Origin of the sequence: Peptoniphilus stercorisuis (genome assembly GCF_017874395.1) — a bacterium.
Taxonomy (GTDB): Bacteria; Bacillota; Clostridia; order Tissierellales; family Peptoniphilaceae; genus Anaerosphaera; species Anaerosphaera stercorisuis.
Map to the genome: position 1 here is coordinate 98,531 of NZ_JAGGLJ010000004.1, position 25,375 is coordinate 123,905.

Consider the following 25,375-nt stretch of genomic DNA (forward strand, 5'->3'; position numbering starts at 1 on the left):
TATATTTTATCATAAATCTTTATCTGAGCAAATTATATAAAAATAGAGATATATTAAAATATCCCTATCTTTAATTCTATGCAATTGATCTTCCATAACTGTCTGCATCTTTCATTGCTTGAATAAATTTTTCCTTTGAAAATGGAAATGCCGCTTTTTTCCATTCAGTAGTACTTGGAGCAGCTTCTGCCATTTCTATTAGATTATCTTCTATTATATCTATATCTGCTAATGTAGTTGGTAGTCCTATTTTTTTATTAAAGGCTGCAATTGTTTCAAGGCCCTTTTGATTTTTTGCATAGGCATGAAGGACCATTACTCCAAAGGCAACAACTTCTCCATGAGAATATTCTTTTTTGCGATGTATATTTGTTGAAGTATTATAAAATATATGGGCTAAGGAAGAATTATAATAATATTCTGGTTGATTTGTTAAATTTGAAACATATCCTGTTGATACTAAAATATTCATAGCAATCTCTTCAATTGCTATTGTATTTTTTTTATTTTTACAATCTTCAACAGCTTGCTCACCATATTTTATAAAAGACTCTTCACAACTTTTACTTAATGTTAAACCTGTCTTTGCTGTATGATTTAATTCTAGTCCCTTTGTAGCATATTCTACTTCTGGTTGTTTACTTAGTCCATCACCTATTCCTGCCCATATATATTTTGTAGGAGCTTCAGCAATTATACTTGTTTCAACAAACATATGAGCTGGTGCAGGAACATTTTCATAATGAGAAAAACTCTTATCATCATTATATACTACTGCGATTGCTGTAACTGCTGCACAATTTGAACATATTGTTGGAAATGTAAATGTATTTTTATTTGCTATATTTGCAAGGACTTTTCCTGTATCAAGAGCCTTACCACTACCTACTGTAAAAATAACATCTGCATTTTGGACTTCTTCTTTATCTAAAAGTTTATTTACATTTGTCATAGAACATTCAGTACCATAAATAAATATTCCAGTTATTTCTATATCTGATCCTTTTAATGCTTCTACTATTTTATTAGAAGCTGCATTTAATGCTTTTTTTCCGCCTATTATTACAACTTTTTTATAATTATACTCTTCACATATTTTTGCTAGTTCTGGATATCCACTTTTCGCTACACTATAGTTACTCATTTTTATTGTTTTCATTTTTTCCCTCTTTTCAACTATATGCTAATTAAAGTATCTATTTTACTATTTTTCTCCAATTGTATTTATCTTCTATATTTCCCCATTGAATACCTGTCAATGTGTCATAAAGTTTTTTAGTTAATTCTCCAGTTTCAAAATCATTAATCTCAACTTTATCTCCCTTATAGAATAATTCACCAATAGGAGAAATTACTGCAGCTGTACCTGTTCCCCAGGCTTCTTTTAGTTCTCCACTTTTACCTTTTTCTATTAATTCATCTATTTCAATTTTTCTTTCTTCAACTTTATATCCCCAACTTTTTAGCAAACTTATTATCGAATCTCTTGTAACACCTGCTAATACAGTTCCCTCTATTGGAGCTGTAATAACAGTATCATTTACTAAAAACATTGCATTCATAGATCCTACTTCTTCAACATACTTACGATGTACTCCATCTAACCAAAGCACTTGAGTGTATCCTAGTTTTTGTGCCTTTACTTGACCTGCCAAACTTCCTGCATAATTTCCACCACATTTTACAAAACCAGTTCCACCAACAGTAGTTCTTGTAAGTTCATCTTCTACATATATTTTTACTGGATTTACTCCTTGAGGATAGTATGCTCCAACAGGACATAATACAATCATAAATCTATAAGAATCTGCTTCATCTACTCCAAGACCACTTTGATTTGCATACATAAAAGGTCTAATATATAAAGATTCCCCTTCACCTGTTGGAATCCAACTTTTTTCAACTTTAACAATTTCAGAAATTGCTTCTATAAACATATCCTCTGGCACCTCTGGCATACACATACGTCTATTTGAATTTGCAAATCTTCTAGCATTCATTTCAGGTCTAAATAAATAAACATTATCATCTTTTCCCATATAGGCCTTTAACCCTTCAAAAGTTTCTTGAGCATAATGTAATACCATAGCAACAGGATCTATTACCATTGGTCCATAGGGTATAATCCTTTCATCATACCAACCCTTATCTCTACTCCAGTCCATTACAAACATATGATCTGTAAAGTTTTTTCCAAATCCTAAAGCACCTTCTGGTTTTTCTTTTAAGTTTTTTGCTCTTTCAATTCTTATATTCATATTTAGCTCTCCTATCAGTTAAACTGTTTCATTAATAAAATTCTCTAAGTTGTCTTTTTCCTTACCAAATGTTCTATTTTTATAAACTCCAACTGTTAATAATGGAACTATTACTACTGCTATTGCTAAATATCCACAGTAGCCATATCCATATTTAATAATATTTGTCAAACCAACCATTGAAATAATCATTGAAAGGCATATTATGAAAGCTGCAACAATAGCTCTTTTTTTAGTTGAACTTTCTATTTTTTCTAAAATTTTTATATTTTCAAATCTTGCTACAAATCCAAAAGTCGTTGTAACTCCAGTAGATAATAGACAAAGCACTAAACATATTCCATATATTACAAATAAAAAATTTAGTCCAATTTCTTTAATTATTAATACTGTTGGTAAAGTTACTCCAGATTCTATATTTAAATAAAAACTTTTCCATGAAGATAACATTATTACTGATAATATTAAAGCTATAGTATTTATTAAAAATGAAAATCTCATAGATTCTTTTACTTCTTCTCTATTTTTTAAAACTTTCCCACAAACAATCATTGTCGGTAAAGTTACACATTGAAATCCTGCATATACAAAGGCATTTTTAATTGCCATTGAAACTTTTGAATATCCAAATCCCATAAAATCTACAGTAAAAACATTAAAAATATTTTCTCCTTTAAAACTACCTATTAAATAAATTCCTACTGCACTAATTAATATAACTACTCCCATAACCGTACTTACTTTTCTTACTAAATCAGCTCCAAACATTGTCAAAGCTAAAATTATAATTCCAACTATAATTACATAAAATTTATAATTAACTGGTATATATTCTTGTAAAGCACTTGCCGCACCTGATATTGCCGCTGCAATAGCCATTATTACCATAATATAAAAAAATATTTCAAAAAATATAACTAATTTATCAAAGGGGTGAAATAATGTTTTGAACAAATCTTTATATGAACTTAATCCATGATCATTAAACATTATCATTGCCTCTCGCATTGTCATTGTTAATAAAAACATAGCAATAATTACACTGAGCAGACTTGCCCAACCTAAATTAATAAAATAAGTATTTGCTTGATTCCCTGTTGCAAAACCTCCACCAGCATGTGCGGAAAATAAAACCATACCTACTGATATTGCAGAGAACATTGCTTTGTTTTTTGCTTTCTTCTTTGATTTGTCCATTTTCTTACCTCCATTTTTTATTTTAGGCAATAAAAAAGCCTCTCGCCTCTTAATTGCCTATAGCAAAAGAGACGAAAGGCTGAAAGCTTCCGCGGTACCACTCTTCTTCATCTTTATGATGCTCCTCGATCCAATAATGAATAGCTCTGTAACGGGAGCTCCCGTTTATCCCTACTTAATTTCAAGATAACCATTTAATGACTAGTTCAACGACTTTATCTAAATACTTCACACCACCCAGTATCTCTCTTTATAGATTCATCATCATCTACTGCTTCATTTCTTTATGTTTTATAAAACTATAGCAGAGTAAAGTTTTTTTTGCAAGCCTTTTTTAAAAAATTATTTTTAAAAATTTTATATTCTTAATAATTAACAAACATATTTGTCTCTTTTTGTTACTTATTTTCCGTAATATAATCTATTTAACGAAAGCAAATAGTATAAAAAATAAGGAGGATTTTATGAAACATATTAATTTATTACAAAAATATTTAGCTAATTTAAACCTATTAAATGTTAAATTTCACAATATTCACTGGAATATAGTTGGAAAGAAATTTATGGAAATTCACAACTTTACAGAGACAATATACGACAAATTTTTTGAAAATATAGATGAAGTTGCAGAACTTTTAAAAATGAAAGAAAACTATCCTCTTTCAACAATGAAAGAATATTTAGAAAATACAGATTTAGAAGAAATTCAAGCTCGTGATTTCACAGCTGATGAAGCACTTAAAATAATTAAATCTGATTTTGAATATATGAAAAATCAAGCAATTGAAATTAGAAACTTAGCAGACGAAGAAAATGATTTTGAAACAGTTGCAATGTTTGAAGGTTTTATATCTGAATACAGTAAAAATATTTGGTTTTTAAATTCAATAATGAAATAAATAAAACACCTGCTTAGCAGGTGTTTTTTATATTTTAATTACTTCCTCATTAAAATCAATCTTTAAAGAAACTATATAATCAAATACCGTTGAAAAAATAATAAGAAATATTACAGCAAATATATTGTCTATTATACGAGTAAATATTGCAATATCTCTACCATATACTGCCATTGCAAGACTTAATGCACCTAGAGCATTAAATACAGTTTGATATTTATAACTTGTTGCAAAACCTACTAATAAGCCACCAAATATTCCTATAAAAGGATATAATTGTTTCGGCAAAATTAAAACTATTATATAAAATAATAATGATCCTAAAATAGTCCCAAATAATCTATTTAATATCTTTTCTCTTCTCATTTCACTAAAAGGTGTAAGTAAGGACATAGTTGCTATTCCAACCCACATAATCTTATTAAGTCCAAGTTTTTCTCCAATATACATTGAGCTTGAAACTAAGACTGCAAGTTTTATTTTCCATAGATTTTCTTTTATATTTAATTTAAATTCAAGTACTAAATCTTTTATGCTTTTGTTTAATTCCTTATCTTTGTGATTTCTATATAGACATAGACTCACCCAAAGACCACCTATTAAAAGCCCTACAACTCTATTTAAATATATATCTCCCTTTACAAAGGATCCATATAATAATAAATAAGATAAAACAATAGTTGCATGATTATAAAATTCAACTTTATAACATCCTAAAAATAAAAGTATAAATATAGATAATATATTTATTAAAAGTCCTATAATACCTCCATATAAATTTGCAAAATATGGAAAAATAGAAAATATAATAAAAAATATCAAAATAGAAAATCTACTTTGATTAATATTATATCCCATATGTATTTGCCTAAAAGTAAGTAAAAATAATACTATAACTACTCCAGCTACTCCATTTTCATTTCCAAATATTTTTGTAAAAACACCTACAAAAACTGTGCAAAATAAAACAGTTAAAAATACCTTTAAAACATAAATATTTATATGTTTTAACTTTTCCTTTTTTGTCTTTGATAAATTTATTAAATCCTTTGAACCCTTTGCACTTAATTGCAGTTCACTGTATAAATTCATCTATTCATCTCCTTATTCTTAAAATTACTTAATTTTATTAAATTTATTAATTTTTCAAATTCATTATCTCCAATAGCATCTTTAATCTTTAATAATGGATCTAAATAATATAAATATACATTTTTTGTTTCTTCAATTCCCTCATTAGTAAGTTTTAAATAATATACTCTTTTATCTTCTTCTGATCTTTCTTTTTTTAATAAACCCTTTTTTATAAGTCTATTAATAAGCCTACTTACTGCAGGTTTTGAAAGATTCATACTATTACATAATTCTAAAGATGTAATATTTTTTGACATATTAACTCTAGACAATAGGTCTAATTCCTGCATAGATACAACCTTTCCTTCAATATTTCTTTGAGATATATTATTACAGAAAATTCTTAATTCTTGCATATTTTTTAACATTTCAATTAATTTTTCATTATCCATATATTCTCCCCTTAATATAGTTTACATTGATAACTATATTTTAATATTTTTCTTTTCCATTGTCAATTTCCCTTTAAAATTTATCTTATAGATTTATAAGAATAACTATAATATAATTAGTTAAATGAATATATTTATTAAAATTCATTCTTTAAGGAGGATAAATGAAAACAATATTTATTGTAATTCTAATTGGTTATTTCATAGGATGTTTTCAAACATCTTATTTTATAGGAAAAATATTCAAAAAAACTGATATTAGAACTTTAGGAAATAAAAATGCAGGAGCATCAAATATAACTATTGCTTTTGGTTGGAAATATGGTCTATTTGTTGCAATTACTGATATTTTAAAGCCAATTATATCTATATTTATTATTAGACTTATGTTTTTTAAGACAATTAACGAATCTGATTTAATGTTTTTAATATATTTAAATGGACTATTTGTAATTCTTGGACACAACTATCCCTTTTTCTTAAACTTTAAAGGAGGTAAGGGAACTGCTTCTCTAATTGGTCTTCTTTTTGCAATTAATATTAAATTTGGACTTATTGGACTTTTAACTATGATTATTGTAAGTTTTGCAACAGATTATATAGTCCTTGGAACTATATCTCTTACTTTAATATTTTTATTTGGGACAATATTTTTAAATTTTAATATTTACTGCATTTATATTGCTTTATTTATTACAATTCTTGGAATTTATAAACATATTCCAAATATTAAAAACATTATAAATAAAAAAGAACCTGGTCTTAGAAAGTCTTTAAAAAAATAGATAGGAGATTTCTATGAATGAAAAAAGTAATCTTAGTATAAAAACACAGATTTTTTATGGTCTTGGTGTAAGTTATGCTATTCTCGATCAAATATTTGTACAATGGGTTTTATACTATTATTTGCCACCTGAGTCCTCTGGATTAAAACCCTTAATCGCTCCAATCTTTATTACTATAACTCTTATTATTTCAAGATTTATAGATATGATTTTTGATCCACTAGTAGGGTACTTATCAGACAATTTCAAATCACCCTATGGACGAAGAATACCCTTTATTGCAATGGGAGCTATTCCTCTTGTAATATGTACAATTGCATTTTTTTATCCTATTTTTATAAAATCAACTCCTGTTTATCTAACACTAATAGGATCTTTATTTTTTATATTTTATAGTGTTGTAGGAGCTCCCTATAATGCACTTATTCCAGAAATATCAAAAAGTAAAATTGACAGATTAAATCTATCAACATGGCAAGCTCTATTTAGACTAATTTATACAGCAATAGCTATGATTACACCAGGAATACTAATAAAATACTTTGGTGGTAATAATACAGAACTTGGAATTAGAAAAATGGTAATATTTTTAAGTTTATTTTCTCTAATTGGAATGTATATAACTGTCTTTGGAATAAAAGAACCTAGAAGAGATTTTAAATCTAATGAAAAAGATTTAAACTTTTTTAAATCAATAAAAATTATTTTTAAAAATAAATCCTTTGTATTTTATTTATTTGGACTTTTATTTTTCTTTACAGGATTTAACACTTTAAGAACATCTATAAATTATTATGTAGAAGATATAATGTTACTTGGAAAGACAGATATAACTATTATTTCTGCAATACTCTTTGGAACATCAGCAATATTTTTTTATCCAACTAATAAATTATCCAGAAAATTTGGATATAAAAAAGTAATGCAAAGCTCCTTAATTCTATTAATTGTATTATCACTTTTATTATTTAATCTAGGTAAAATAGTACCAAATAAATTTGGATATATAATATTTGCCCTAATTGGAATTTCAATATCAGGATCAGCTTTTATATTTCCACCAGCAATGCTTAGTGAAATAATAAATAAAATAAATATGAAAGAAAATACATCAATGGAAGGGCTTTATTTTGGAATACAGGGCTTTTTCTTAAAATTCGCCTTTTTAATATCAGTTGGAATAGTTCCAATACTATTAGTTTCAGGAGAAAGTATTGAATTTTCTAAAATTTTTATAAATGAAGCATCAGTAGTTCAAAAATCTGGAATTTATAGCACTACACTTTTTTCTACAATCTCCTTTGCAATATCACTTTTATTTTACTCACTTTATAAAGAATAAAAGACCAAAGATAAAATCTTTGGTCTTTTTTATATTAATTCTTTAATGATTATTTTAATTTTTAAGATTTTGTAATACCAATAAATACTCCACCTATTACCACTAATAATAGTCCTAAAAGTACATATATTAATTCCTTTTTAGTCTTTTTTTCTTTTAATATTACAAGTCCTCCAATTGTTGCAATAACAACATTCATCTGTGTTAAAGTAAATCCTACTGAAAGACCATTTATTTCATTTGAGATCATAAGAGTAATATTTGCAATAGCAAATATAGCTCCAGTTATTATATGTTTTATAGAATTTTTAGTAAATAATTTTTCTTTATAATTTCTTTTTGAAAGTAAATAAGAACCAACTAATACTCCTAATCCCTGTGGAATTAATGCATCCCATATATTTATATTTGCCACTTTTAAAATAACTGTATATAACACAAATCCCACTGATGATAATATTAAGGTTATTATTCCCTTTTTTAAATTACTTTTTTTAATATTTTCTTCTTTTTTTTCTTCAAAAGTAGTCATAGAAACTCCTATTATTATTAATATAATAGCAATTATTCCAAGAATATGTTGAAATGTACTACTCCACTCTTTAAAGTACAAAACACCTACTAATGTAGCTCCTATTAATTGTGTTCCCGTTGAAATAGGAGTTCCTTTAGATATTCCAACTAAAGAAAATCCCCTAATCTGATTTATTAACCCATAACTTAAAGCAAGTCCATCTACAAAAGATATTAAAATTAAAGTAGAACTTAAATTATTTGGTCTTTTAAAAATTGAAATAAATAATGCTACTAGAAAAATCCCAAGTCCCATTCCAACTACTTTTTCTTCAGACTTACCAGAGAGTTTAGTCATAATGATTGGCTGTATTCCCCACATAAGTGCAGGAATTAATCCAAATAAAATATTTTTCAATACTTAATCCTCACTTATTTAATATTATAGATTAATAATATTTCCAATATTTTTTTGCTTTGCAAAGTCATAGATTTTTTTAGCTGCCATAATATCTAATACAGCATTTCCAGTAGTTTCAAAAAATGTTATTTCTTCATCATTTTCTCGACCAAGCGTTTTTCCTAATATTAATTCTCCAAGTTCACCTGTAACTTTTTCAATATTAAAATCTCCACTTTAAACTATTTGAACAAAATCTCCACTTTCAACAATTGCATCTTTAGTATCAATATAAATTTTATCTGATTTGAAAATTAATTCACTGTCTATCTCTGCCATTTCAGGAGTATAAGATCCTACACCATTTACATGAGTTCCTTTTTTTACCCATTCTCCATTAAAAGTTTTATTTCTTGCAGTTGTTACAGATGTAATAATATCTGATTTTTTAATTACCTCTTCTAAATCTAAAGCTTCTTTTATTTCTACATTATATTTTTTAGAATATTTATTATTCATCTCTTGTACAAATTTTTTTCTATTTTCTTCAGAAATATCAAATATATATACTTCTTCTATATATCTAATTGCAAGGACTCCTTCTAGTTGTAATTCTGCTTGTCCTCCAGCTCCAATTATTGTAAAAATCTTACTGTCTTTTCTAGCTAATAAATCAGTTGCAGCACCAGAAATAGCACCAGTTCTAAGCTGAGTTAAATAAGTTCCGTCCATAATGCTTACAGGAAATCCAGTTTCATCATCTATTAAAAGCATAACTGATGGTACTGAGCTAATTCCTTTTTTTATATTATCTTTATATACACTTACAATTTTTATTCCAAGAGCATCTTCTGATGACAAATATCCTGGCATATATAAACTTTGTCCATTGTGTTTTTCTATATTTAAATTAGTTCTTAAAGGCACATTTGATAATCCCTTAGAATATTCTCTTAATGCAATTTTATTTACCTCTATAACTTCTTTTATATTAATTACTTCTTTCATTTCTTCTTTATTTAAAGCTAAAATTTCCATATTTTCCCCTTTTAGATATTAACTATAAATATCTCTAATTTCTTTCATATCCTTACCATACTCACTAATAAGCTCACTTCTAAACTTATCTATTAATTTTAGACAATAGGCATCGTGTTTTACATATTCCTTTGCAAAAAATGATAAAAATTTATTTCTTGTATATACTCCCGATACATCTTTATCTGAAAGTATTCCCCCATAAAGAAAAATTTCATCATCTGCTATTACACTTATCCATCTATTAGACATATCCTCAAGTCGCTCCATTTCAAAACCATGAGCAAAATACTTTTTAAGATTTGTCTTATATTTTTGATTTTTGTCATATAAAATTACTACACTTTTTTCTATTTCATCAATTTTTTTATTTATACTATTTGTTAAATCCTCATTTAATTCTTCAGACCAAATTTGTATATATAGAGAATTTTTTGCATTTGAAATAATTTCTTCAAATTTTAAAATCAAACTATTATAATCCTCTATCTCCCAAATTTCCTCATCATCATTTATTAATGGAATGTTTTTTACTAATTCTTCAAAGGAATTTAAAGTATTATTTAGAGATTTTCTAGATAAATTTATTAATTCATCTGGTGAAATAGCTCTATATAAATTCACTTTTTCTGTACTATTTATTTCGATTACTCCTCTGCTTAGCATAGTTTCTAAGTGATTATATATTTTTGATCTTGGAATACCTGAATATTTACTTATTTCATATCCTGTACTCTTTCCATATTTTAATAAAGTTATATATATTTTTGCTTCATTTTCACTAAAGTTCATTTCTTTTAATTTATTAATAATAGACATTTTAACCTCCAAAATAAATAGTAGTTCCCTTTAGTAACTACTATACAAATTTATATTATTTTTGTCAATTCATTTTTACAAAATAAAAAAGACTAAAGTTTTCACCTTAGTCTTTTAATTTATCCTATGCTTTTTTCACAACTTCTGATTTTAAATTCATAGGTCCAAATCCTGGAATTTTACATCCAATATCATGTCCATCTACTTCTTCTTGAAGTACTATGGATTTTACTTTTGTACCTTGCTTAAGAGGTTTTGATTCACCTTTTACTTTTAAATCTTTAATAATTACTACATCATCACCATCTTTAAGCTCATTTCCAACAGAATCTCTAACTACTTTTTTCTCTGCTGCCTTTTCCATTTCAAGTTTTGTCCATTCATGAAAACACTCTGGACAAACAAATAAATGACCATCTTCATATGTATACTCACTGTTACATTTTGGGCAATTTGGTAAACTCATTTAATCACACTCCTTAACAATAGTATACACGAAAATAATAAAAAGTCATTAATATTCATTTTTTATATAAATATATTAATTAAATTAATTTTAAATTATCTACAATATTTTCACTTTCAATTTTTTTAATACTATATTTCATACTTAAAAATATTATAATAAATACAAATAATATTCCTATTATTAAACTTTTATAGGGCAGTATATAATCTATTTCTAAACCAGAAAAAACTAATCCCCTATATATTAAAATAGACACTATTATAGAAAATATAATTGAATAAAATAAAGATTTAATAGAGTAAAAAACAGCTTCAAAATTCATCATTTTTCTAAAGGATTTATCTCCCATTCCAATAGATTTTAACATTGAAAGTTCTCTTCTTCTAAGATTAATATTTGTTGATATAGTATTAAATACATTTGCAATAGCAGTTAATCCAATCATTATAACAAATACATAGGTAAAAATATTTATTATAATTATAGTTATTTTTCCTATAAAAGTCATAAAGATAAAAAAACTATATTTATAAGATAACTTAAATAAATATAGTTTAAAATATGTATTAAATTAAAAAACTACTTGTATAAGAAACATATATAAAATAGTACCACCAGCTATAGATATTAGCATCTTTCTTTTCCATATATGAATACTTATTATAAACACAATAGAAATAAGTTCTGGTATTCCATGACTTCCCGTTAAAATACTTATATCTTTTAAAGAATATACTACAAGCATTCCAAGAACTGCTGGAGGAAGCACAGTGCCTAAATATTTTATAAATTTTGGTGTTTCTTTACTTGGTGGAAATAAAATAAATGGCAAAAATCTCGTAATAATTGTTCCTAAAACTATCATTGAAATCGTTATTATTCTTTGAATAAATGTCATTGTACTTCACCGACTTTCTCTAGAGAATCTTTTAATATAGTAAAAAATAATAATATTAATATCATTGCAGGAACCATAAACTTTGTACCTTTGAAAATTATCAAACAAACTAAAGAAATTACAAGTCCTAAAATAGAACTAAAATGATTTTCTTCCTTAAGCCATTGTTCAAGAAAAATAACAAGAAATAAAGCTGTCATTACAAATTCAATTCCCTCTGTACTAAAGGGAATAATAGATCCAAATAGACCTCCAAGAGTAGCACCAGATACCCAGTATATATGATTAAGTAAAGTTACAAAAAACATAAACCAACCTTTGTTTATTCCATCAGGAGCATCAGTCATACAATTTATAGAAAAAGTCTCATCACACATTCCAAAAATAAGATAATATCTTTTAAAACCATCTACATTATACTTATCAAGCATTGAAAGACCATAAAATAAATGTCTAGCATTAATCATAAGAGTTAAAAACAAAACATTTAATGGATTAAAAGCACTAAGAAGCCAACCAACAGCTGCAAATTCAACAGAACCACCAAAAATAGTAATGCTCATAAACATTGGATATAAAAAAGAAAAACCAGAAACATTCATATAAATCCCATAAGCCATTCCCAAAAACATAAATCCAGCTAAAATAGGTATTGTAAAAGGAAATGCCGCTTTAAATGCATTTGTAATAGTCTTTTTCCTATTCATTTTTTATCACTCTTTCTATGTATAAATTTTTTAAAAAATCATCTCACTTGTCGCTTTATTACTTTATTATAGCTTATCAATATTTTATTATAAAATCAAATAACTTGTTTTTTCTTAATAAAAAAAGTAACTAAGATTTCCTTAATTACTTTTACAAAATCATTTAAATATTATAATTCCTTTTGTATTACATATTAAAACTATCCTATTTTTTATTTTATATATATATCTTTATTGTACTTATTTATTGATATTCTTAAAACTCCTGCTATAGTTGCTGCATTTAAATATGGATGCCCGAAATGATAAGTTGTTTTTTTAATTTCCTCTTCAATTAAATTTTTAAATTTTTGTTCATCATAAATTTTTCGTTGTTTTATTTCCTCTTCAATAGAAACAGAATAAATTCTATTATATTCTTCAATTCCTCTATCTATCCAAAAAGTATCATATAATGATGTTTTATAAGCAAATATCCAATCCCACATTATATCTTTATCAAAACCATTTGGATTTTCTATATGACATCTTTTACATAATAAAACTAAATTTTCTGGTGAATCTTCTCCACCTAAGGAATCTGGAATAATATGACATCTTTCAAGTGGTACTTTATATCCACATCTCCAACACCTCTCATGTGCTTCTGTAAAATCAACACTTAAATTAGATTCATCTATTTTATTAAACCAATAATTAACAATTTCTTTTTTAGTAGTCTTAATATTTTTTCTCATATGAATTTCTCCATAATTTAAATTATTTAAAGGCTTGAACTAATAAATCAAAACCTTTACTATAATCTTCTCTAAAATCCGCATATTTTTTCACCTTAAGAAATTCTGGTATTTCACAATCATTTAACAAAACTGGAATGACTTTTACTTTATTATTTTCTATTTCATTCCAATACATAGTTTGCCATTCCGCTTGAACCCATTTTGATTCAACTGAATTTGGTGATAGTAAAACTATAATGTAATCAGCTACTGATAATGCTTTTTGTATTTTCTCAGGTATTGACTGTCCAACTTTAATATCCCAAGTATCTATCCATGGATCATGTCCAAGTTCTGCTAAATCTACATATAAAGTATTGGCATAGATTCTGTCCAAAGATGAATATGAAATAAAAATCTTTAATCCATTTTTTGTAGAAAATCTTGACTTAATATGTCGTTCATAAAAAAGAGTTTTAGCATAAACTAATTCTTCTAAAAGTTCTAATCTTTCATTTTTAGAATTAGTTTTATTAATTTCACTATATAAAATTTCTAGTCTAATTGCTAAATCTCTCATAGTAATTTTATCTGTAACACATTCTATTGGAACTAAATCAGAATTCATACACAATAACATATCTCCCCAATAAACAACAGCACATTCAATATCATCTTCATCAATGTCATCATCATAATATCCTATTCGCCCTTTATATTTACCATCAATACACTTCACTGGTCCATAATACATATATACACCTACTTTCCAATAAATAAATTAAGCATTCACAACTAAATTATATCAAAGATTTTTCTAAAATATAGTCTATTCCTTAAATAGTCTCTTGATATAACTTACATCAACTAAATTCACAGTTTTAAACTCACCCTTATAAAACACAGCATAATTATTAAAAACACAAGGCATATTCTTAGCATCCTTAAGTGTATTTACTTCTACTAAAGATACTAAAATATTTTCTAATTTGCAGTATTCTTTAATTTTTTCAATATTTTGATATATAAAAGGACATTGCATACTGTAATAAATTGTAAGATTTTCATTATCAATTTTTTCACTTTTAGCATTTTCTAAAAATTTCGGATTATTTCCATCAAAAGAAAGCGCAAGAAGTTCATATCCATTTTCTGTTGTGTCTACTGCTTTAAATCCAAACTTTTTTGCAAAAGACTTATCCGAAAGCCAAGCTTTTTGTTTTTTTGCACTTAACATACATATTCCAGACTTATTATTTTTCTTAGCATCATCAATGCAGTAATTCATAAGAGACTCTCCATATCCCTTTTTCTTATAAATTCCATCCACCCACAGGCAATATATATAATAATAATTTTCACCATCTATAGGAACCCAAGCTTTTTCTAATGGAGCATATTCAATAAATACAGGAGCCTTTACATCTAGTTTTCTAAATATATGACCTTCTTTTAATCTATTAAAGATCCAAGTCTTTTTTGCCTCAATACCTACATGTGGTTTTCTACTTCTAATTATGCAGCTTATATGTTCATCTGCAATATTTTTAGTATTTAAATTTATAAAATTCCCGGACATTTTAAACCCCTTTTTTTTAATATTTTATGATTAAAATCTTTTGAAAAAATCATTTTAAATTTTTTATTAATTAAATTTAATTAAACTTATTTACTATTATTTAAACTTTACTATATATTTTTATAAGTCGTTTTCAAAGAATCACGAATCATTTCGTTAATTTTCATAACACTTAGAGGTGTTATATTATTAAAATTAACTTTGTCTTCAAATATCTTTTTTAGTTCTCCCGATGAATCTTCTCCATACTTAGATAGTAAAATAAGTGCTCTATCACCTTTTTGACTATCATCTTCAAACTCTATATTTTCAATGTCTGTTTCATAAATATATTTAATTAGTTCTTTAATTTCCATACTTTAACTCCTTCTACATATTTAAATTTACTTATTCTTTTCTCATTATATCAAAAATAGGCCAAGATACTTTAACTATTTAGTACCTTAACCTATTTTTAAATATCTATTTAATTATACATTTTATTTTTATCTCTATATCATTATGAATTCTGACTTTATCAATTATTCTTTAAACTAAACCTAATCTATTACATAAAAAAACGGCCCAGACTTTTATATCTGAACCGTTAAAATTATCTACTCATAAATTAGTTAAACTTTAAATCAATCTATAATCATATATATTTTTCTCATATATACTAAGTATTTTTCGTTATCTTTAAACAAAATAAAAGAATTAATTAAATCACTATTTTTATCAACCATAGAGACATTTCCTAATTTTTGAAAATTATGAACATCTTCTTTATTTACAACGGTAAATGAATAGTCATTTTCTTTTCTACCAATTTTATTTAAATCTTTTTCATCAACTTCTGAACTTAAAAAACTTTCCATCTTACTAAAATCTTTTAAATTTTCACTAATCTTAGTACTCTTACTATATTTAAATTGATATATAAATATAGCAAGAGAAGAAACAACTAGCAATAATACAATTAAAACTCTTCTATTCATTTTATAAAGTTCCCTTCTAATTTATATAATTACAATTTTTTACCACAAACTCAGTAATAATTTTATAAAATAAATATCCAAAGACTGCCCCTAATACATTTAGTATAATATCATCTACATCAAATTCACCAAGTCCAGTTAAAAGCTGAGTACATTCAAAGCTTAAATTTAAAATAAATGAACTTATTATTATAGGTTTAAATTTACTAATTCTATTTGTTAGTAATGGCATTAAAAAACTAAAGGGCATAAAGGCAATAATATTTCCTAATAAGTTTTTTACTGAAATTCTAATATTTTTACTATTAAATAAATATTCAAAAATACTTTTAAATGGCATAAAATTACCATGTTCTATTCTAAATCTCAATGAAGATAACTTAAAATCTTTCAAAATCGTCTTTATCATAGGTAGTGGATATTTAAAAAGTATGACTTTTATTAAAAAAACTAAATATATAGCAAATAAAACAAAAACTATCTTCTTTCTTTTTCTAATATTCATTCTTACTCCTAAATTTCTACACAATTCTCTTTCCAATATTATTATGAACTAAAAAATTACTTTTACTTTCTAATCAATATTACTACATTCTCCACATGCAACGACCTGTCAGGATTGATGTTTTTTACAGTTCCTTACTTTTACTAGTGTATTCTGGTATTCTCTAGTCTTGGTGGTAGTCGGGAATAAGTCTATTACTATATTTGGAGTATAGGTAGGTGGGAATATGTCGATAAATAATATTAATCTAATACTGACAACCTTTTCAACCAACTTAACATAGGACCTTCTTTTAAACACCATAATAAAGAACCCTCACTAAATCTTTCACCCCTAATTACCCCCATTATCAAAGCAAGAATACACTTGCTATCCAGTAATAGAGTATCCATTTCACTCATTGATTTTAAATTCCATTCAATATTATTCTCTCTTAAAATGGATTGGTAATTTGTCAATTCGTATTCTGGATGACTATCAGAAAACTTATAAAAATCCTCTATGAAATTATATATAAGTTCATCATAACTCAGAAAGGGTGCTTGCATTGGATCTTCTGAAGTTCCACTACTCTTTTTATCAAATATCCACTCTCCAAAACTCTCGAGTTCCTGAATGTTTTCTATGTATTTAGTTAATGCATTAAATTTATTTTCTATTGTTCTCACCCCTACACCTTAAATTCCCTACGATACCAGTCATGTAAATCATCTGTCGTATGAATTTTTTCAGCTATAATCTTTCCATTAGTTACATTCTTATAAAACTTCTCTTTAAAATATTCAATGGTCAAAAGTTTAAATTCCTATACTCCAGGTTCATGTCCTTTAGAAATAAATTTAAATCCATGCTCATCTTCATGAGTAACCTCACCAACAATCATATGCCCCCTATCGGTATCAAAAAACCTTATATGATCTTTGTACATATGTACATCCATGGCTATGCTAGAAAAATCATCATCATTTGTCATTTTCAAAACATAGATTGCTTTTCTATCCATTTTAAATTCCCCTATCTAAAGTCCTTGCCACTTACCCATTTCATAAGATTACAAAATTTATCCCACTCCTTGGGAAAACTATTATCTCCATTAATTTTTCTTATTTTTGAAGCTTGCTCTATTTCAATATTCCATTGAGTACCATCTAAGATATCAAGGTCAACATATCTGTTCTTCCAGTTCAATAAGTTTACTACTTTTAGTCCTTCCACAAACCTTTCTAATGTAGCTTTTCTTATTGTTTTTGAATAAGAAGAGTCCTCTGGATCAAGTAAAAAATTCCAACTTAGTTTCCTAGAATTAAAATCAATATCTATTTCATAGTAACCTTGAAAATAGCCGCCAACTGAAGCCTTTATTCCTCTTATATCTCCATATGCCTTATCAATAGCCTCTCTTTTATTCCATTCATTTTTACAATCATTGCAGTAATATTCTGGATTTGTATCAGTAATGAGACAGCCTCCCAGTTTTATTTTGCCTTGTGCTTCCATAAACAAAGCTTCTCCTGTTGGTTCACCATACAGTATTCTTATCACACTCCGAGAACCACACTTAGGGCATTTTCGATAATTTATTGCCATTTCATCACTCCTTTTTCGCTACTTTTGAAACACTTCCTTTAAAATTCCTTTCATAGTTTTTTCAAACTTAATCATATTTGAAGTTAAAAAATCTATCATTTGTGGCCAGTCTTCTTCATTAAATACATTTACATCTCTTAGCCAATAAGCAATTCTACTTGCTTTGCCATCATCCCGCCTTTGCCAATCGAATTTATCTCCAAAAGATGATTCAAGTTTTTCCTTATATGTATATATATTGTCAAAGATCTCCTTGTTTTCTTCTTGTGTTCCTCTATTAATCCATAGTTCAATTCTTGCATAATTTCCTGTTACTACAAAGCTATAAGCCAACCCTGTATAGCCACATCCACAACTTAACCAGTTATCTTTAGACGGGCTAACATTTTTATATAGATCTGACTTTTCATTCATTTCCTGAAGTACCTGTGTCCAAAAATCTAACCTAACAGTATGTCTGGTTTGCTTCTTTTCTCGATTTATTAATTCTTCCTGCTTCTTATTTGCAATCTTAATTAAGTAATCCTCAGCATCTATTATTGGTATGATTTGCTCCGTATCAAGGAGAATTTGACCGCCTAATTCATAAGGAGTAACTTTAATACATTTGATTTTAATATTGTGATCTAATAGCCACATAGCTGTTGATGTAACTTCTTTTCTAAAATTAGCAGCTATCATAATAATCCTTTGATCATCACTGTTTAGTTCAACTTCACTAAAATCTTCAATATCTAAAAAATCACAGATAAGTTTTTCAGAATGGTCACTTTTCCCTTGTAGGTCTAAGTATTTTTGAAAGATATCTTTAATGTCGTTTTTTGTAAGACTAGAACAATAGGATGCATATTTGAGAGATTGCCACACGACATCTCTACCACTATCATCTAGTTTATTTTCAATAATAACAAGATTACCATTTTCATCTAAGGCTAATAAATCTAGTCTTTCTTTCGTGTCATCAAAACCAGCGAATTCCTTCTGAATTATTAATAGTCTCTCTCCTAGGATATCTGTGTTTTTACTTATCCACTCTTGAAGGTGCTTTCTTTCCTTAAATTCTAGTTCTTGAAATGTTTTTTTGCTTAAGGAAATAGCCTCATTTTTTTCTTTATCTATTAAGAACATTAGACCCCTCCTATATTTCAATCATAAAATATTTTTTATTATCTTCTAATGATTGCCACTTAAAATTGTATTGCCCTTTTAACACTATAGATTCTTTTCCTTTCATGGCACCAGTAGGCTTATATATTTCTCCATAAACTCGATACTCTTCTCTAAAGTACCTATAGATCCCTTGATTACTTCTTCCTTCGTAAAATGGCCTATTAGATACAAGTACTACTACAGCCGTTTTAGTAAACCCACTTTCCTTTAATTCCTCCATGAACTTTATATCTTTAACAAAGGAATACATCTGCTCTGGGTACTGCCCGTTTAAAGGATGCTTTAGCTCAATAGCATATCTTTCAGATTTATCTTCATTGAAAACTGAGATATCTATTTCTTTCTTAATGGTTACCTTACCTTTTGAAAAATAGGACACATTTCTTTCAAACTGAATTTTATAACCTTCTAATTCTCTTCTTAGAAATATGCCTAATTCATGCTGAAAACTAAATTCATTGTATATTTCAATCTCTTCTGCTTCTATGTAAAAGAAGAACCTTTCAACTAAACTCTTTAAATCAAGCAATATACCCACCCCCTTAAGTTAACAGTTCTCTTTTAAAACTTCATATATTTCTGTTGGTTTGATGAAGTCTTTTCTATAGCTTTTATACTTTTTCCATCCATTTTATTTACTTGATTAAGAAACAAAGTCCCTAATAACAACCTATCTTTCCTTGGTATGCGATTCCAAATATAGCCTTTAAAAAGCTCTTTAACTAAAAACATTTCACCTTCATTTAAGTTTTCTGTTTCCTTTATTGCTTCATCCAATAATTTATTTACATCCGCCATGTTGTCCGCTCCTTATTAATCATTTTATCAACAATATTGTTAATAATATTATATAGACAAAACTTCAGATATTCAATAGAAAAACCGCCATTCCAAGGAATATATCCCCAGTTGGCGGTCTTTGTATATCTTCTCTTATACCTCTATTTCTGCACCTGATTTAAACTCTACTGTAAGCTTATCATCAAAAACTGTTACCTTATCAATCAGCATTCTTACCAGCCTTTCATCATATTCTTCTAGTAGGCCATCTTGCTCATTTAAGAACTTCTCCATTTCCTCCAGTTTTTGTTTAGATCCTTTTCTTTCAGCCTCCTCAGTTAAAGCCCTATGCCTTTCTTCCCTAAGCCTATAAATCTTTCCAGCTACATCATTATAATCTTCTTTGGCATTGGCTTTTTGAAGCAGTTCCTTTTGTAACTCTAGCATCTTTTTATCTATCTTCTCTACAGCTTCATTGCTGGTTTCAAATACTACTGTTTCTATGTTCTTCTTTAGTTGAGGTAAAAAATCATTATTCTGCCCTAGCAATATATTAATTGCTTCTACAGTCTTTTCATATAGGATATCTTCTCCCACTGTCCTGGCATTACATGATAAGCCTGTACTCTCAAGTCTGCTCACACATCTCCAGACAATTGATTTCTTTCCACTATTGTTCCAATGAACCCTGCGAAAGATTTCACCACATTCCCCACAAAAGACAATCTGTGAAAAGGCGTGGCTTGAACTAAAGTTTCTTCTTTTACCGCTTGAGCTTATATGGCCCCTGCTTCGGCGGACAAGTTCTTCTTGGACTTGCATATATATTTCACGTGGTATAATTGCTTCGTGGTTATTTTCAACATAGTATTGAGGAACTATCCCGTTATTTTTTACCCTCTTCTTTGTTAGAAAGTCTACGGTATAGGTTTTTTGTAGAAGTGCATCCCCTATATATTTTTCATTACTAAGAATTTTTCTAATGGAGCTGGTATGCCATCTTTTACCTCCTGCACCTGTAAGCACTCCGTCAGCTTCTAACCCTTTTTTAATCTTATCCATAGAAGAGCCTTCAAGATATTCTCTGTAAATCCTTTTAATAATTTCAGCTTCTTCTGGTACAATAACCAGTTTTTTATTTTCGTCCTTTGTGTAGCCTAAGAACCTAGAACAGTTGACCATAACTTGGCCTTGCTGGTATCTGTACTGGTAGCCCAGTTTAACATTCTGACTTAGAGATTGGCTTTCTTGCTGTGCTAATGATGCCATTATTGTTATCATTATTTCACCCTTAGCATCCAGGGTATTAATATTTTCTTTCTCAAAATAAACTGCTACATTTTTATCTTTAAGTTTCCTGATGTAATGTAAGCAGTCTAGGGTGTTCCTGGCAAACCTACTGATTGATTTGGTAATGATCATGTCAATTTTTCCTGCCATACACTCATCAATCATTTTATTAAATTCTTCTCGTTTTTTAGTGTTTGTCCCGCTTATACCATCATCAGCAAAAATACCTGCAAATGCCCATTCATTATTCTTTTTAATAAATTCAGTATAGTGCTCTATTTGCACATCGTAGCTGCTGGACTGTTCTTCGCTATCTGTAGAAACTCGGCAATATGCAGCTACCCTAAGTTTAGGTACTTCATCTTTATTACTGTTATTACCAGCTCGCTTCATTGCTGGAATAATAACTACATTCCTATTAGGTATCATTTGAACACTCCTTTCTTCTTATTAAGCCATAAACATATTCAGCTTGAGCAAAAGGGTCTTCATAATCTTCATCTATAGAACCTATAGTAAAATCAAACTCTTGCTCTGGCTTTTCTTGCTCTTTACTTCCATAAATTCTGCCTAGCTTCCTGGCTCTTTTTTGCCTTTCAATTTCCGCCTGTTCAAATACTTCTTTGTCAACTATGGCTGGGTAAAATCCATCCCCTAGATACTTTTTGTTTCTTAGCATATTTCCTGCCGTCCCATGGTAAGCATTAATACCTGCCTTCTTAGCTGCAGCACTTAAGGATAATCCAGATAAATACTCCTTAAAAAAGGCTTGTATCCTATTAGCTTTTTCCTCATCAATAAAAGCTGCACCATCTTCTATCTTGTATCCATAAGGTGTATGTCCCATAAACCTCACATCCTTTCCCTAAGTGTAATTCCACACTTTAAAACAAAGCCTATCTCTTCTCTTGAAAAAACTATAATTCTATCCACATGCTGAGTAAAAGTTTCATCATCAAAAGCTGTTAACATAGCCGTTTTGTTTGTATATTTTATTAGGTTGCTAACTTCTTGTCCTTTTGATAATTCTCCATTCAAGTCTTGAATTAGACCTTCTTTTTCTTCTATAAGGTTGTCTTCTTACATTTGAAGTTCATTCTTTTCCTTGTTAAAAAGAGCAGGCTCTAAATATTTCTTTGCCATAAGGCTTACTAGTAAATCTTGTTGCTTTCTATTGCTTTCAATTTGTTTTTCTAGAGTCTCAATCTTTGAAAGGTTGCCTGATTTGCTCATTATTTTAAGTTTATTAAGGAGAGGTTTTAAAATAAAATCTTTGCCAAAGATTAACTTATTCATCATGGTTATAAAAGCATTTTTTATATCCTTATCCCTGATAAAGAGCATGGAACATTCCTCTTTATGCGTCAGATGTGTATTACAAGTCCAAGCCACATATCTGATTTTGCCTGTAGAATGGATTCTTCTTTTAAAAGTCCCTCCGCATTCGGAGCAAATTATCTTACTTGAAAAGCTGTACCTGTTTTGATATTTTGAATTCCTTTTTTCAATTCCTTTCTCCCTTGCTCTTTGTTCCAAGATTAAAGCAGCCTTTTCAAAATCCTCTCTGCTTATAATTGCCTCGTGATGATCTTGAATAAAGTACTTATTTTTCTCTCCATAGTTGGTACGTCTATTAAAATTACTATCTGTATATGTTTTCTGCAAAAGAGCGTCACCTACATATTTTTCATTTACTAAAATTCCACGAATAGTAGTCCCTGACCATTTGCCGCCTCTTTTAGAAGGAATGTTTCTATTATTAAGTGCATTGGCTATTTTCCCAGTTCCCTTACCAGCTAAAGCCTGACTAAAAATGTACTTTACCATTTCAGCCTGCTCTTTATTTACTACCATTTGGCCATCTATATTTTCATAGCCGTATGGTGGATATGAAATTTTAAAAGTTCCATTTTGAAATCGTTTCTGGACTGCCCATTTATTGTTTTCTGAAATAGATGTTGACTCACTCTCCGCTAGGCTACTTAAGATAGAAAGCATTAGTTCACTTTCCATGGACTGGGTGTTAATATTTTCTTTTTCAAAATATATAAATACTCCAATTTCGACCAACCTTCTAACCATCTCCAAGCAATCCGTAGTATTCCTTGCAAATCTGCTAATAGATTTTGTTACTATTAAGTCTATCTTCTTATTTTCACAGTCAGATATTAGCTTTTGTAGTCCTTCCCTATTCTCCTTTTTTGTGCCACTAATGCCCTCATCGTAGTAAACACCTAAATACTCCCATTCAGGATTAGCTTTTATATGTTTTTCATAATGAGTTGTCTGTGCTTTTAGGCTTTCAAGTTGTTCATCACTATCTGTAGATACTCTACAATAAGCAGCAACCCTTAATTTGGGATTAGCAAACGGATCTGGTCTATTTGCTTCAATTTTTGTTATCTTTCTCATTGTCTCACCTCCTCTTTGGTAGGTCACATGTTACCGTTAAAACCCTTATATATCAACGATTTCAGGGCATTATCTTCACTAAAATAGGTGAGAAAATTTCACGATTTAGTTCAGTAATTTTGTTAAATTCCACCTCGTCTATTAGCCCCATATTAAGCATCTTTTTTAAGATTTTTTCAGCCTGTGAATAGTTAAATTCTCCTTTTAGTTGTTTCTCTGTTATTTTCACTGTATTAATTTGCTCAATTTCTTTCATATGGCATTACCTCCTACTTAATAGCCACAGGAAAGGCTAAAAGTTGAGGTTTTTTAAAAAGAACATAAAAAAAGTGCCTGCAGGAAAATATCCCACAGGCTTTTGTATATTAATCATATTTTATAAAGGCACTAATCACTAGTAAAGAGTGGAGAATATTAGATGTTCACTAAATCAGTAAAGTAATTATTCTGTTATTAATTTCAATCAGTCCTTCATCCTTCATGTTTTTTAATTCACGAAATAAAGAAGGCCTTTGAACACCAAGATGATCTGCAAGTTGTTTTTTACTTATGGGAAGATAGATTGTTTTAGAATTCTGAATATTGGCTTGAGCAGACAGGTAGTTTGTGAGATTTTCTCTTAAAGATTTTTGGGTGTATATTGCAATTTTTCTATTAAGACCTTGTGAGTTGGAAGATAAAATTTTTATAAACTCTATTGCAAAAAGCTGATCTTTCAACAATGTGTCTACAGCAGATTTGGGGATATATATCAGACTAGTTTCCTCTATACTATAAATATTTAAAGGATATTTGTTGTTATCACCAAACAAAAGATTAGCACCTACTACACCACCACTAGTAAATTCAAATACAGTTGTTTCTGAACCATGACTAGTTAAAGAGTAAGCAACAAGCTTGCCTGATAGAATTACATCTATTCCAGAACAAACTTCGTTTTGGTCATGAACAGTTTTACCCTTATTATAAATTCTATTTTGAAGATTATAGATTCCAATTACATTTTTTAAAAGCAAAGTATCCACATTTCTAAAGAGTGATATATTCTTTAATATATTAATCATAAGTCCCCCTTTTTATTTTAATTATAGCAAAAAGAAACATAGGTGTCTATTGTATTTAGTTTTATGATGGTAAGATTGAAATATAAAATTTAATTTTAAAATAATAAAGGAGAGATTTAGAATGATAGAAAAAACATTTAATTTATCAAAAAGCAATGAAAAAGTAGTAGAAAAAGTTATATTCGATGAAAATATACATTATCTACACATGGTTTTTAATAAGAATGAAGGTCTACCAGAGCATTATTCAAACTCTAATGTCTATATGACTGTTATAAGAGGAGTTCTATCTATAGCTTTAGATGAACAAGAAGCTCATGAATACAGCTACAATACCTTATTAAAGATTCCAGAGGGGACAAAAATGAATGTAAAAAATCTTCATAAAGAAACACTAGAAATCATTGTTGTAAAAGCACCAGCACCAAAAGCTTAGAAGGA

33 protein-coding genes, 1 pseudogene and 1 other annotated feature are annotated in these 25,375 nt (G+C 28.0%); of the genes and pseudogenes, 4 read left to right on the plus strand and 30 right to left on the minus strand.

What is annotated here, in order from left to right; translation table 11 throughout:
- Positions 1-76 precede the first annotated feature (76 nt).
- The 3 genes from J2Z71_RS02965 to J2Z71_RS02975 are packed head-to-tail and all read right to left on the minus strand — an operon-like array spanning position 77 to position 3,455.
- On the minus strand, positions 77-1,159 hold the full coding sequence (locus J2Z71_RS02965; RefSeq protein ID WP_210060372.1) for an iron-containing alcohol dehydrogenase family protein: 1,083 nt from the start codon (positions 1,157-1,159) through the stop codon (positions 77-79).
- A 37-nt stretch (positions 1,160-1,196) separates the two neighbouring features.
- Positions 1,197-2,258 carry a branched-chain amino acid aminotransferase gene (locus tag J2Z71_RS02970; RefSeq protein WP_210060373.1) on the minus strand — a complete coding sequence of 354 codons (1,062 nt, stop codon included), beginning with the start codon at positions 2,256-2,258 and terminating at the stop codon, positions 1,197-1,199.
- An 18-nt stretch (positions 2,259-2,276) separates the two neighbouring features.
- Positions 2,277-3,455 (minus strand): hypothetical protein, encoded by a 1,179-nt coding sequence (locus J2Z71_RS02975; RefSeq protein ID WP_210060374.1) that lies wholly within the window; start codon positions 3,453-3,455, stop codon positions 2,277-2,279.
- A 64-nt stretch (positions 3,456-3,519) separates the two neighbouring features.
- Positions 3,520-3,749: a binding site (T-box leader), on the minus strand.
- Between the two features lie 170 nt (positions 3,750-3,919).
- On the opposite strand from J2Z71_RS02975, the gene J2Z71_RS02980 reads away from it, so the two are divergent.
- Complete coding sequence (locus tag J2Z71_RS02980) at positions 3,920-4,354, plus strand: Dps family protein (RefSeq protein WP_210060375.1); 435 nt, start codon at positions 3,920-3,922, stop codon at positions 4,352-4,354.
- 27 nt (positions 4,355-4,381) lie between these two features.
- Here the strand turns inward: J2Z71_RS02980 and J2Z71_RS02985 are convergent, their stop codons facing one another.
- Both J2Z71_RS02985 and J2Z71_RS02990 read right to left on the minus strand, forming a co-directional pair.
- Complete coding sequence (locus J2Z71_RS02985) at positions 4,382-5,446, minus strand: FUSC family protein (protein WP_210060376.1); 1,065 nt, start codon at positions 5,444-5,446, stop codon at positions 4,382-4,384.
- Positions 5,443-5,880: a MarR family winged helix-turn-helix transcriptional regulator gene (locus J2Z71_RS02990; protein ID WP_210060377.1), complete on the minus strand. Its 438-nt coding sequence runs from the start codon at positions 5,878-5,880 to the stop codon at positions 5,443-5,445. The genes J2Z71_RS02985 and J2Z71_RS02990 overlap by 4 nt, the downstream gene beginning before the upstream one ends.
- A gap of 164 nt (positions 5,881-6,044) precedes the next feature.
- Here J2Z71_RS02990 and J2Z71_RS02995 point away from each other — a divergent pair, with 164 nt between their 5' ends.
- Both J2Z71_RS02995 and J2Z71_RS03000 read left to right on the plus strand, forming a co-directional pair.
- Positions 6,045-6,665: a glycerol-3-phosphate acyltransferase gene (locus J2Z71_RS02995; RefSeq protein ID WP_210060378.1), complete on the plus strand. Its 621-nt coding sequence runs from the start codon at positions 6,045-6,047 to the stop codon at positions 6,663-6,665.
- A gap of 13 nt (positions 6,666-6,678) precedes the next feature.
- Positions 6,679-8,007 carry an MFS transporter gene (locus J2Z71_RS03000; protein WP_210060379.1) on the plus strand — a complete coding sequence of 443 codons (1,329 nt, stop codon included), beginning with the start codon at positions 6,679-6,681 and terminating at the stop codon, positions 8,005-8,007.
- 61 nt (positions 8,008-8,068) lie between these two features.
- On the opposite strand, the gene J2Z71_RS03005 is transcribed toward J2Z71_RS03000, so the two are convergent.
- From J2Z71_RS03005 to J2Z71_RS03120, 25 genes and pseudogenes are all read right to left on the minus strand, one after another.
- On the minus strand, positions 8,069-8,938 hold the full coding sequence (locus tag J2Z71_RS03005) for a GRP family sugar transporter (protein WP_245311155.1): 870 nt from the start codon (positions 8,936-8,938) through the stop codon (positions 8,069-8,071).
- Positions 8,939-8,962: 24 nt separating this feature from the next.
- Positions 8,963-9,958: pseudogene (locus J2Z71_RS03010) on the minus strand (ornithine cyclodeaminase family protein).
- A gap of 18 nt (positions 9,959-9,976) precedes the next feature.
- The gene (locus tag J2Z71_RS03015) at positions 9,977-10,777 is read right to left on the minus strand and encodes a TrmB family transcriptional regulator (protein WP_210060380.1); all 801 of its coding nucleotides are present in this window, start codon (positions 10,775-10,777) and stop codon (positions 9,977-9,979) included.
- A 124-nt stretch (positions 10,778-10,901) separates the two neighbouring features.
- On the minus strand, positions 10,902-11,243 hold the full coding sequence (locus J2Z71_RS03020; protein ID WP_210060381.1) for a zinc ribbon domain-containing protein YjdM: 342 nt from the start codon (positions 11,241-11,243) through the stop codon (positions 10,902-10,904).
- A gap of 79 nt (positions 11,244-11,322) precedes the next feature.
- A complete protein-coding gene (locus J2Z71_RS03025) occupies positions 11,323-11,691 on the minus strand; it encodes an FtsX-like permease family protein (protein ID WP_210060382.1) in 369 nt (122 codons plus the stop codon).
- Positions 11,692-11,817: 126 nt separating this feature from the next.
- Entirely contained in the window at positions 11,818-12,144 is a 327-nt protein-coding gene (locus J2Z71_RS03030) for a branched-chain amino acid transporter permease (RefSeq protein ID WP_210060383.1), read from the minus strand.
- Entirely contained in the window at positions 12,141-12,851 is a 711-nt protein-coding gene (locus tag J2Z71_RS03035) for an AzlC family ABC transporter permease (protein ID WP_210060384.1), read from the minus strand. Before J2Z71_RS03035 ends, J2Z71_RS03030 begins: the two co-directional genes overlap by 4 nt.
- Positions 12,852-13,063: 212 nt before the next feature.
- The gene (locus J2Z71_RS03040; RefSeq protein ID WP_210060385.1) at positions 13,064-13,588 is read right to left on the minus strand and encodes an HNH endonuclease; all 525 of its coding nucleotides are present in this window, start codon (positions 13,586-13,588) and stop codon (positions 13,064-13,066) included.
- A 22-nt stretch (positions 13,589-13,610) separates the two neighbouring features.
- Positions 13,611-14,324 carry a toll/interleukin-1 receptor domain-containing protein gene (locus J2Z71_RS03045; protein WP_210060386.1) on the minus strand — a complete coding sequence of 238 codons (714 nt, stop codon included), beginning with the start codon at positions 14,322-14,324 and terminating at the stop codon, positions 13,611-13,613.
- 75 nt (positions 14,325-14,399) lie between these two features.
- The gene (locus tag J2Z71_RS03050) at positions 14,400-15,149 is read right to left on the minus strand and encodes a GNAT family N-acetyltransferase (RefSeq protein WP_210060387.1); all 750 of its coding nucleotides are present in this window, start codon (positions 15,147-15,149) and stop codon (positions 14,400-14,402) included.
- 110 nt (positions 15,150-15,259) lie between these two features.
- Entirely contained in the window at positions 15,260-15,505 is a 246-nt protein-coding gene (locus tag J2Z71_RS03055) for a hypothetical protein (protein WP_210060388.1), read from the minus strand.
- A gap of 267 nt (positions 15,506-15,772) precedes the next feature.
- On the minus strand, positions 15,773-16,126 hold the full coding sequence (locus J2Z71_RS03060; protein ID WP_210060389.1) for a hypothetical protein: 354 nt from the start codon (positions 16,124-16,126) through the stop codon (positions 15,773-15,775).
- A 16-nt stretch (positions 16,127-16,142) separates the two neighbouring features.
- Entirely contained in the window at positions 16,143-16,631 is a 489-nt protein-coding gene (locus tag J2Z71_RS03065) for a VanZ family protein (RefSeq protein WP_210060390.1), read from the minus strand.
- Positions 16,632-16,873: 242 nt separating this feature from the next.
- Positions 16,874-17,299, minus strand: coding sequence for a DUF6508 domain-containing protein (locus tag J2Z71_RS03070; protein ID WP_210060391.1), 426 nt, complete (start codon positions 17,297-17,299; stop codon positions 16,874-16,876).
- Between the two features lie 137 nt (positions 17,300-17,436).
- Positions 17,437-17,634: a hypothetical protein gene (locus tag J2Z71_RS03075; RefSeq protein ID WP_210060392.1), complete on the minus strand. Its 198-nt coding sequence runs from the start codon at positions 17,632-17,634 to the stop codon at positions 17,437-17,439.
- A gap of 11 nt (positions 17,635-17,645) precedes the next feature.
- Positions 17,646-18,218 carry a hypothetical protein gene (locus J2Z71_RS03080; protein WP_210060393.1) on the minus strand — a complete coding sequence of 191 codons (573 nt, stop codon included), beginning with the start codon at positions 18,216-18,218 and terminating at the stop codon, positions 17,646-17,648.
- A gap of 18 nt (positions 18,219-18,236) precedes the next feature.
- A complete protein-coding gene (locus tag J2Z71_RS03085) occupies positions 18,237-19,346 on the minus strand; it encodes a DUF4268 domain-containing protein (protein WP_210060394.1) in 1,110 nt (369 codons plus the stop codon).
- Between the two features lie 10 nt (positions 19,347-19,356).
- Positions 19,357-19,917, minus strand: coding sequence for a hypothetical protein (locus tag J2Z71_RS03090; protein ID WP_210060395.1), 561 nt, complete (start codon positions 19,915-19,917; stop codon positions 19,357-19,359).
- 32 nt (positions 19,918-19,949) lie between these two features.
- Positions 19,950-20,186, minus strand: a complete 237-nt coding sequence (locus tag J2Z71_RS03095) for a single-stranded DNA-binding protein (RefSeq protein ID WP_210060396.1) — start codon at positions 20,184-20,186, stop codon at positions 19,950-19,952.
- Positions 20,187-20,321: 135 nt separating this feature from the next.
- On the minus strand, positions 20,322-21,887 hold the full coding sequence (locus tag J2Z71_RS03100) for a recombinase family protein (protein ID WP_210060397.1): 1,566 nt from the start codon (positions 21,885-21,887) through the stop codon (positions 20,322-20,324).
- Positions 21,877-22,305: a serine integrase family protein gene (locus tag J2Z71_RS03105; protein ID WP_024413676.1), complete on the minus strand. Its 429-nt coding sequence runs from the start codon at positions 22,303-22,305 to the stop codon at positions 21,877-21,879. Before J2Z71_RS03105 ends, J2Z71_RS03100 begins: the two co-directional genes overlap by 11 nt.
- Before the next feature lie 5 nt (positions 22,306-22,310).
- Positions 22,311-22,496 (minus strand): hypothetical protein, encoded by a 186-nt coding sequence (locus J2Z71_RS08910; RefSeq protein WP_245311156.1) that lies wholly within the window; start codon positions 22,494-22,496, stop codon positions 22,311-22,313.
- 42 nt (positions 22,497-22,538) lie between these two features.
- Positions 22,539-23,870, minus strand: a complete 1,332-nt coding sequence (locus J2Z71_RS03110) for a recombinase family protein (protein ID WP_245311157.1) — start codon at positions 23,868-23,870, stop codon at positions 22,539-22,541.
- A gap of 61 nt (positions 23,871-23,931) precedes the next feature.
- Positions 23,932-24,126, minus strand: a complete 195-nt coding sequence (locus J2Z71_RS03115; protein WP_210060398.1) for an SHOCT domain-containing protein — start codon at positions 24,124-24,126, stop codon at positions 23,932-23,934.
- Between the two features lie 169 nt (positions 24,127-24,295).
- Positions 24,296-24,934 (minus strand): Crp/Fnr family transcriptional regulator, encoded by a 639-nt coding sequence (locus tag J2Z71_RS03120; protein ID WP_210060399.1) that lies wholly within the window; start codon positions 24,932-24,934, stop codon positions 24,296-24,298.
- 121 nt (positions 24,935-25,055) lie between these two features.
- Here J2Z71_RS03120 and J2Z71_RS03125 point away from each other — a divergent pair, with 121 nt between their 5' ends.
- Positions 25,056-25,370, plus strand: a complete 315-nt coding sequence (locus tag J2Z71_RS03125; protein ID WP_210060400.1) for a cupin domain-containing protein — start codon at positions 25,056-25,058, stop codon at positions 25,368-25,370.
- Positions 25,371-25,375: the final 5 nt, after the last annotated feature.

Coding starts and splice junctions, on each gene's coding strand:
- J2Z71_RS02965 (WP_210060372.1), bottom strand. CDS start 1,159: ATGAAAACAATAAAAATGAGTAACTATAGTGTAGCGAAAAGTGGATAT.
- J2Z71_RS02970 (WP_210060373.1), bottom strand. CDS start 2,258: ATGAATATAAGAATTGAAAGAGCAAAAAACTTAAAAGAAAAACCAGAA.
- J2Z71_RS02975 (WP_210060374.1), bottom strand. CDS start 3,455: ATGGACAAATCAAAGAAGAAAGCAAAAAACAAAGCAATGTTCTCTGCA.
- J2Z71_RS02980 (WP_210060375.1), top strand. CDS start 3,920: ATGAAACATATTAATTTATTACAAAAATATTTAGCTAATTTAAACCTA.
- J2Z71_RS02985 (WP_210060376.1), bottom strand. CDS start 5,446: ATGAATTTATACAGTGAACTGCAATTAAGTGCAAAGGGTTCAAAGGAT.
- J2Z71_RS02990 (WP_210060377.1), bottom strand. CDS start 5,880: ATGGATAATGAAAAATTAATTGAAATGTTAAAAAATATGCAAGAATTA.
- J2Z71_RS02995 (WP_210060378.1), top strand. CDS start 6,045: ATGAAAACAATATTTATTGTAATTCTAATTGGTTATTTCATAGGATGT.
- J2Z71_RS03000 (WP_210060379.1), top strand. CDS start 6,679: ATGAATGAAAAAAGTAATCTTAGTATAAAAACACAGATTTTTTATGGT.
- J2Z71_RS03015 (WP_210060380.1), bottom strand. CDS start 10,777: ATGTCTATTATTAATAAATTAAAAGAAATGAACTTTAGTGAAAATGAA.
- J2Z71_RS03020 (WP_210060381.1), bottom strand. CDS start 11,243: ATGAGTTTACCAAATTGCCCAAAATGTAACAGTGAGTATACATATGAA.
- J2Z71_RS03025 (WP_210060382.1), bottom strand. CDS start 11,691: ATGATTGGATTAACTGCTATTGCAAATGTATTTAATACTATATCAACA.
- J2Z71_RS03030 (WP_210060383.1), bottom strand. CDS start 12,144: ATGACATTTATTCAAAGAATAATAACGATTTCAATGATAGTTTTAGGA.
- J2Z71_RS03035 (WP_210060384.1), bottom strand. CDS start 12,851: ATGAATAGGAAAAAGACTATTACAAATGCATTTAAAGCGGCATTTCCT.
- J2Z71_RS03040 (WP_210060385.1), bottom strand. CDS start 13,588: ATGAGAAAAAATATTAAGACTACTAAAAAAGAAATTGTTAATTATTGG.
- J2Z71_RS03045 (WP_210060386.1), bottom strand. CDS start 14,324: ATGTATTATGGACCAGTGAAGTGTATTGATGGTAAATATAAAGGGCGA.
- J2Z71_RS03050 (WP_210060387.1), bottom strand. CDS start 15,149: ATGTCCGGGAATTTTATAAATTTAAATACTAAAAATATTGCAGATGAA.
- J2Z71_RS03055 (WP_210060388.1), bottom strand. CDS start 15,505: ATGGAAATTAAAGAACTAATTAAATATATTTATGAAACAGACATTGAA.
- J2Z71_RS03060 (WP_210060389.1), bottom strand. CDS start 16,126: ATGAATAGAAGAGTTTTAATTGTATTATTGCTAGTTGTTTCTTCTCTT.
- J2Z71_RS03065 (WP_210060390.1), bottom strand. CDS start 16,631: ATGAATATTAGAAAAAGAAAGAAGATAGTTTTTGTTTTATTTGCTATA.
- J2Z71_RS03075 (WP_210060392.1), bottom strand. CDS start 17,634: ATGGATAGAAAAGCAATCTATGTTTTGAAAATGACAAATGATGATGAT.
- J2Z71_RS03080 (WP_210060393.1), bottom strand. CDS start 18,218: ATGGCAATAAATTATCGAAAATGCCCTAAGTGTGGTTCTCGGAGTGTG.
- J2Z71_RS03085 (WP_210060394.1), bottom strand. CDS start 19,346: ATGTTCTTAATAGATAAAGAAAAAAATGAGGCTATTTCCTTAAGCAAA.
- J2Z71_RS03095 (WP_210060396.1), bottom strand. CDS start 20,186: ATGGCGGATGTAAATAAATTATTGGATGAAGCAATAAAGGAAACAGAA.
- J2Z71_RS03100 (WP_210060397.1), bottom strand. CDS start 21,887: ATGATACCTAATAGGAATGTAGTTATTATTCCAGCAATGAAGCGAGCT.
- J2Z71_RS03105 (WP_024413676.1), bottom strand. CDS start 22,305: ATGGGACATACACCTTATGGATACAAGATAGAAGATGGTGCAGCTTTT.
- J2Z71_RS03110 (WP_245311157.1), bottom strand. CDS start 23,870: ATGAGAAAGATAACAAAAATTGAAGCAAATAGACCAGATCCGTTTGCT.
- J2Z71_RS03115 (WP_210060398.1), bottom strand. CDS start 24,126: ATGAAAGAAATTGAGCAAATTAATACAGTGAAAATAACAGAGAAACAA.
- J2Z71_RS03120 (WP_210060399.1), bottom strand. CDS start 24,934: ATGATTAATATATTAAAGAATATATCACTCTTTAGAAATGTGGATACT.
- J2Z71_RS03125 (WP_210060400.1), top strand. CDS start 25,056: ATGATAGAAAAAACATTTAATTTATCAAAAAGCAATGAAAAAGTAGTA.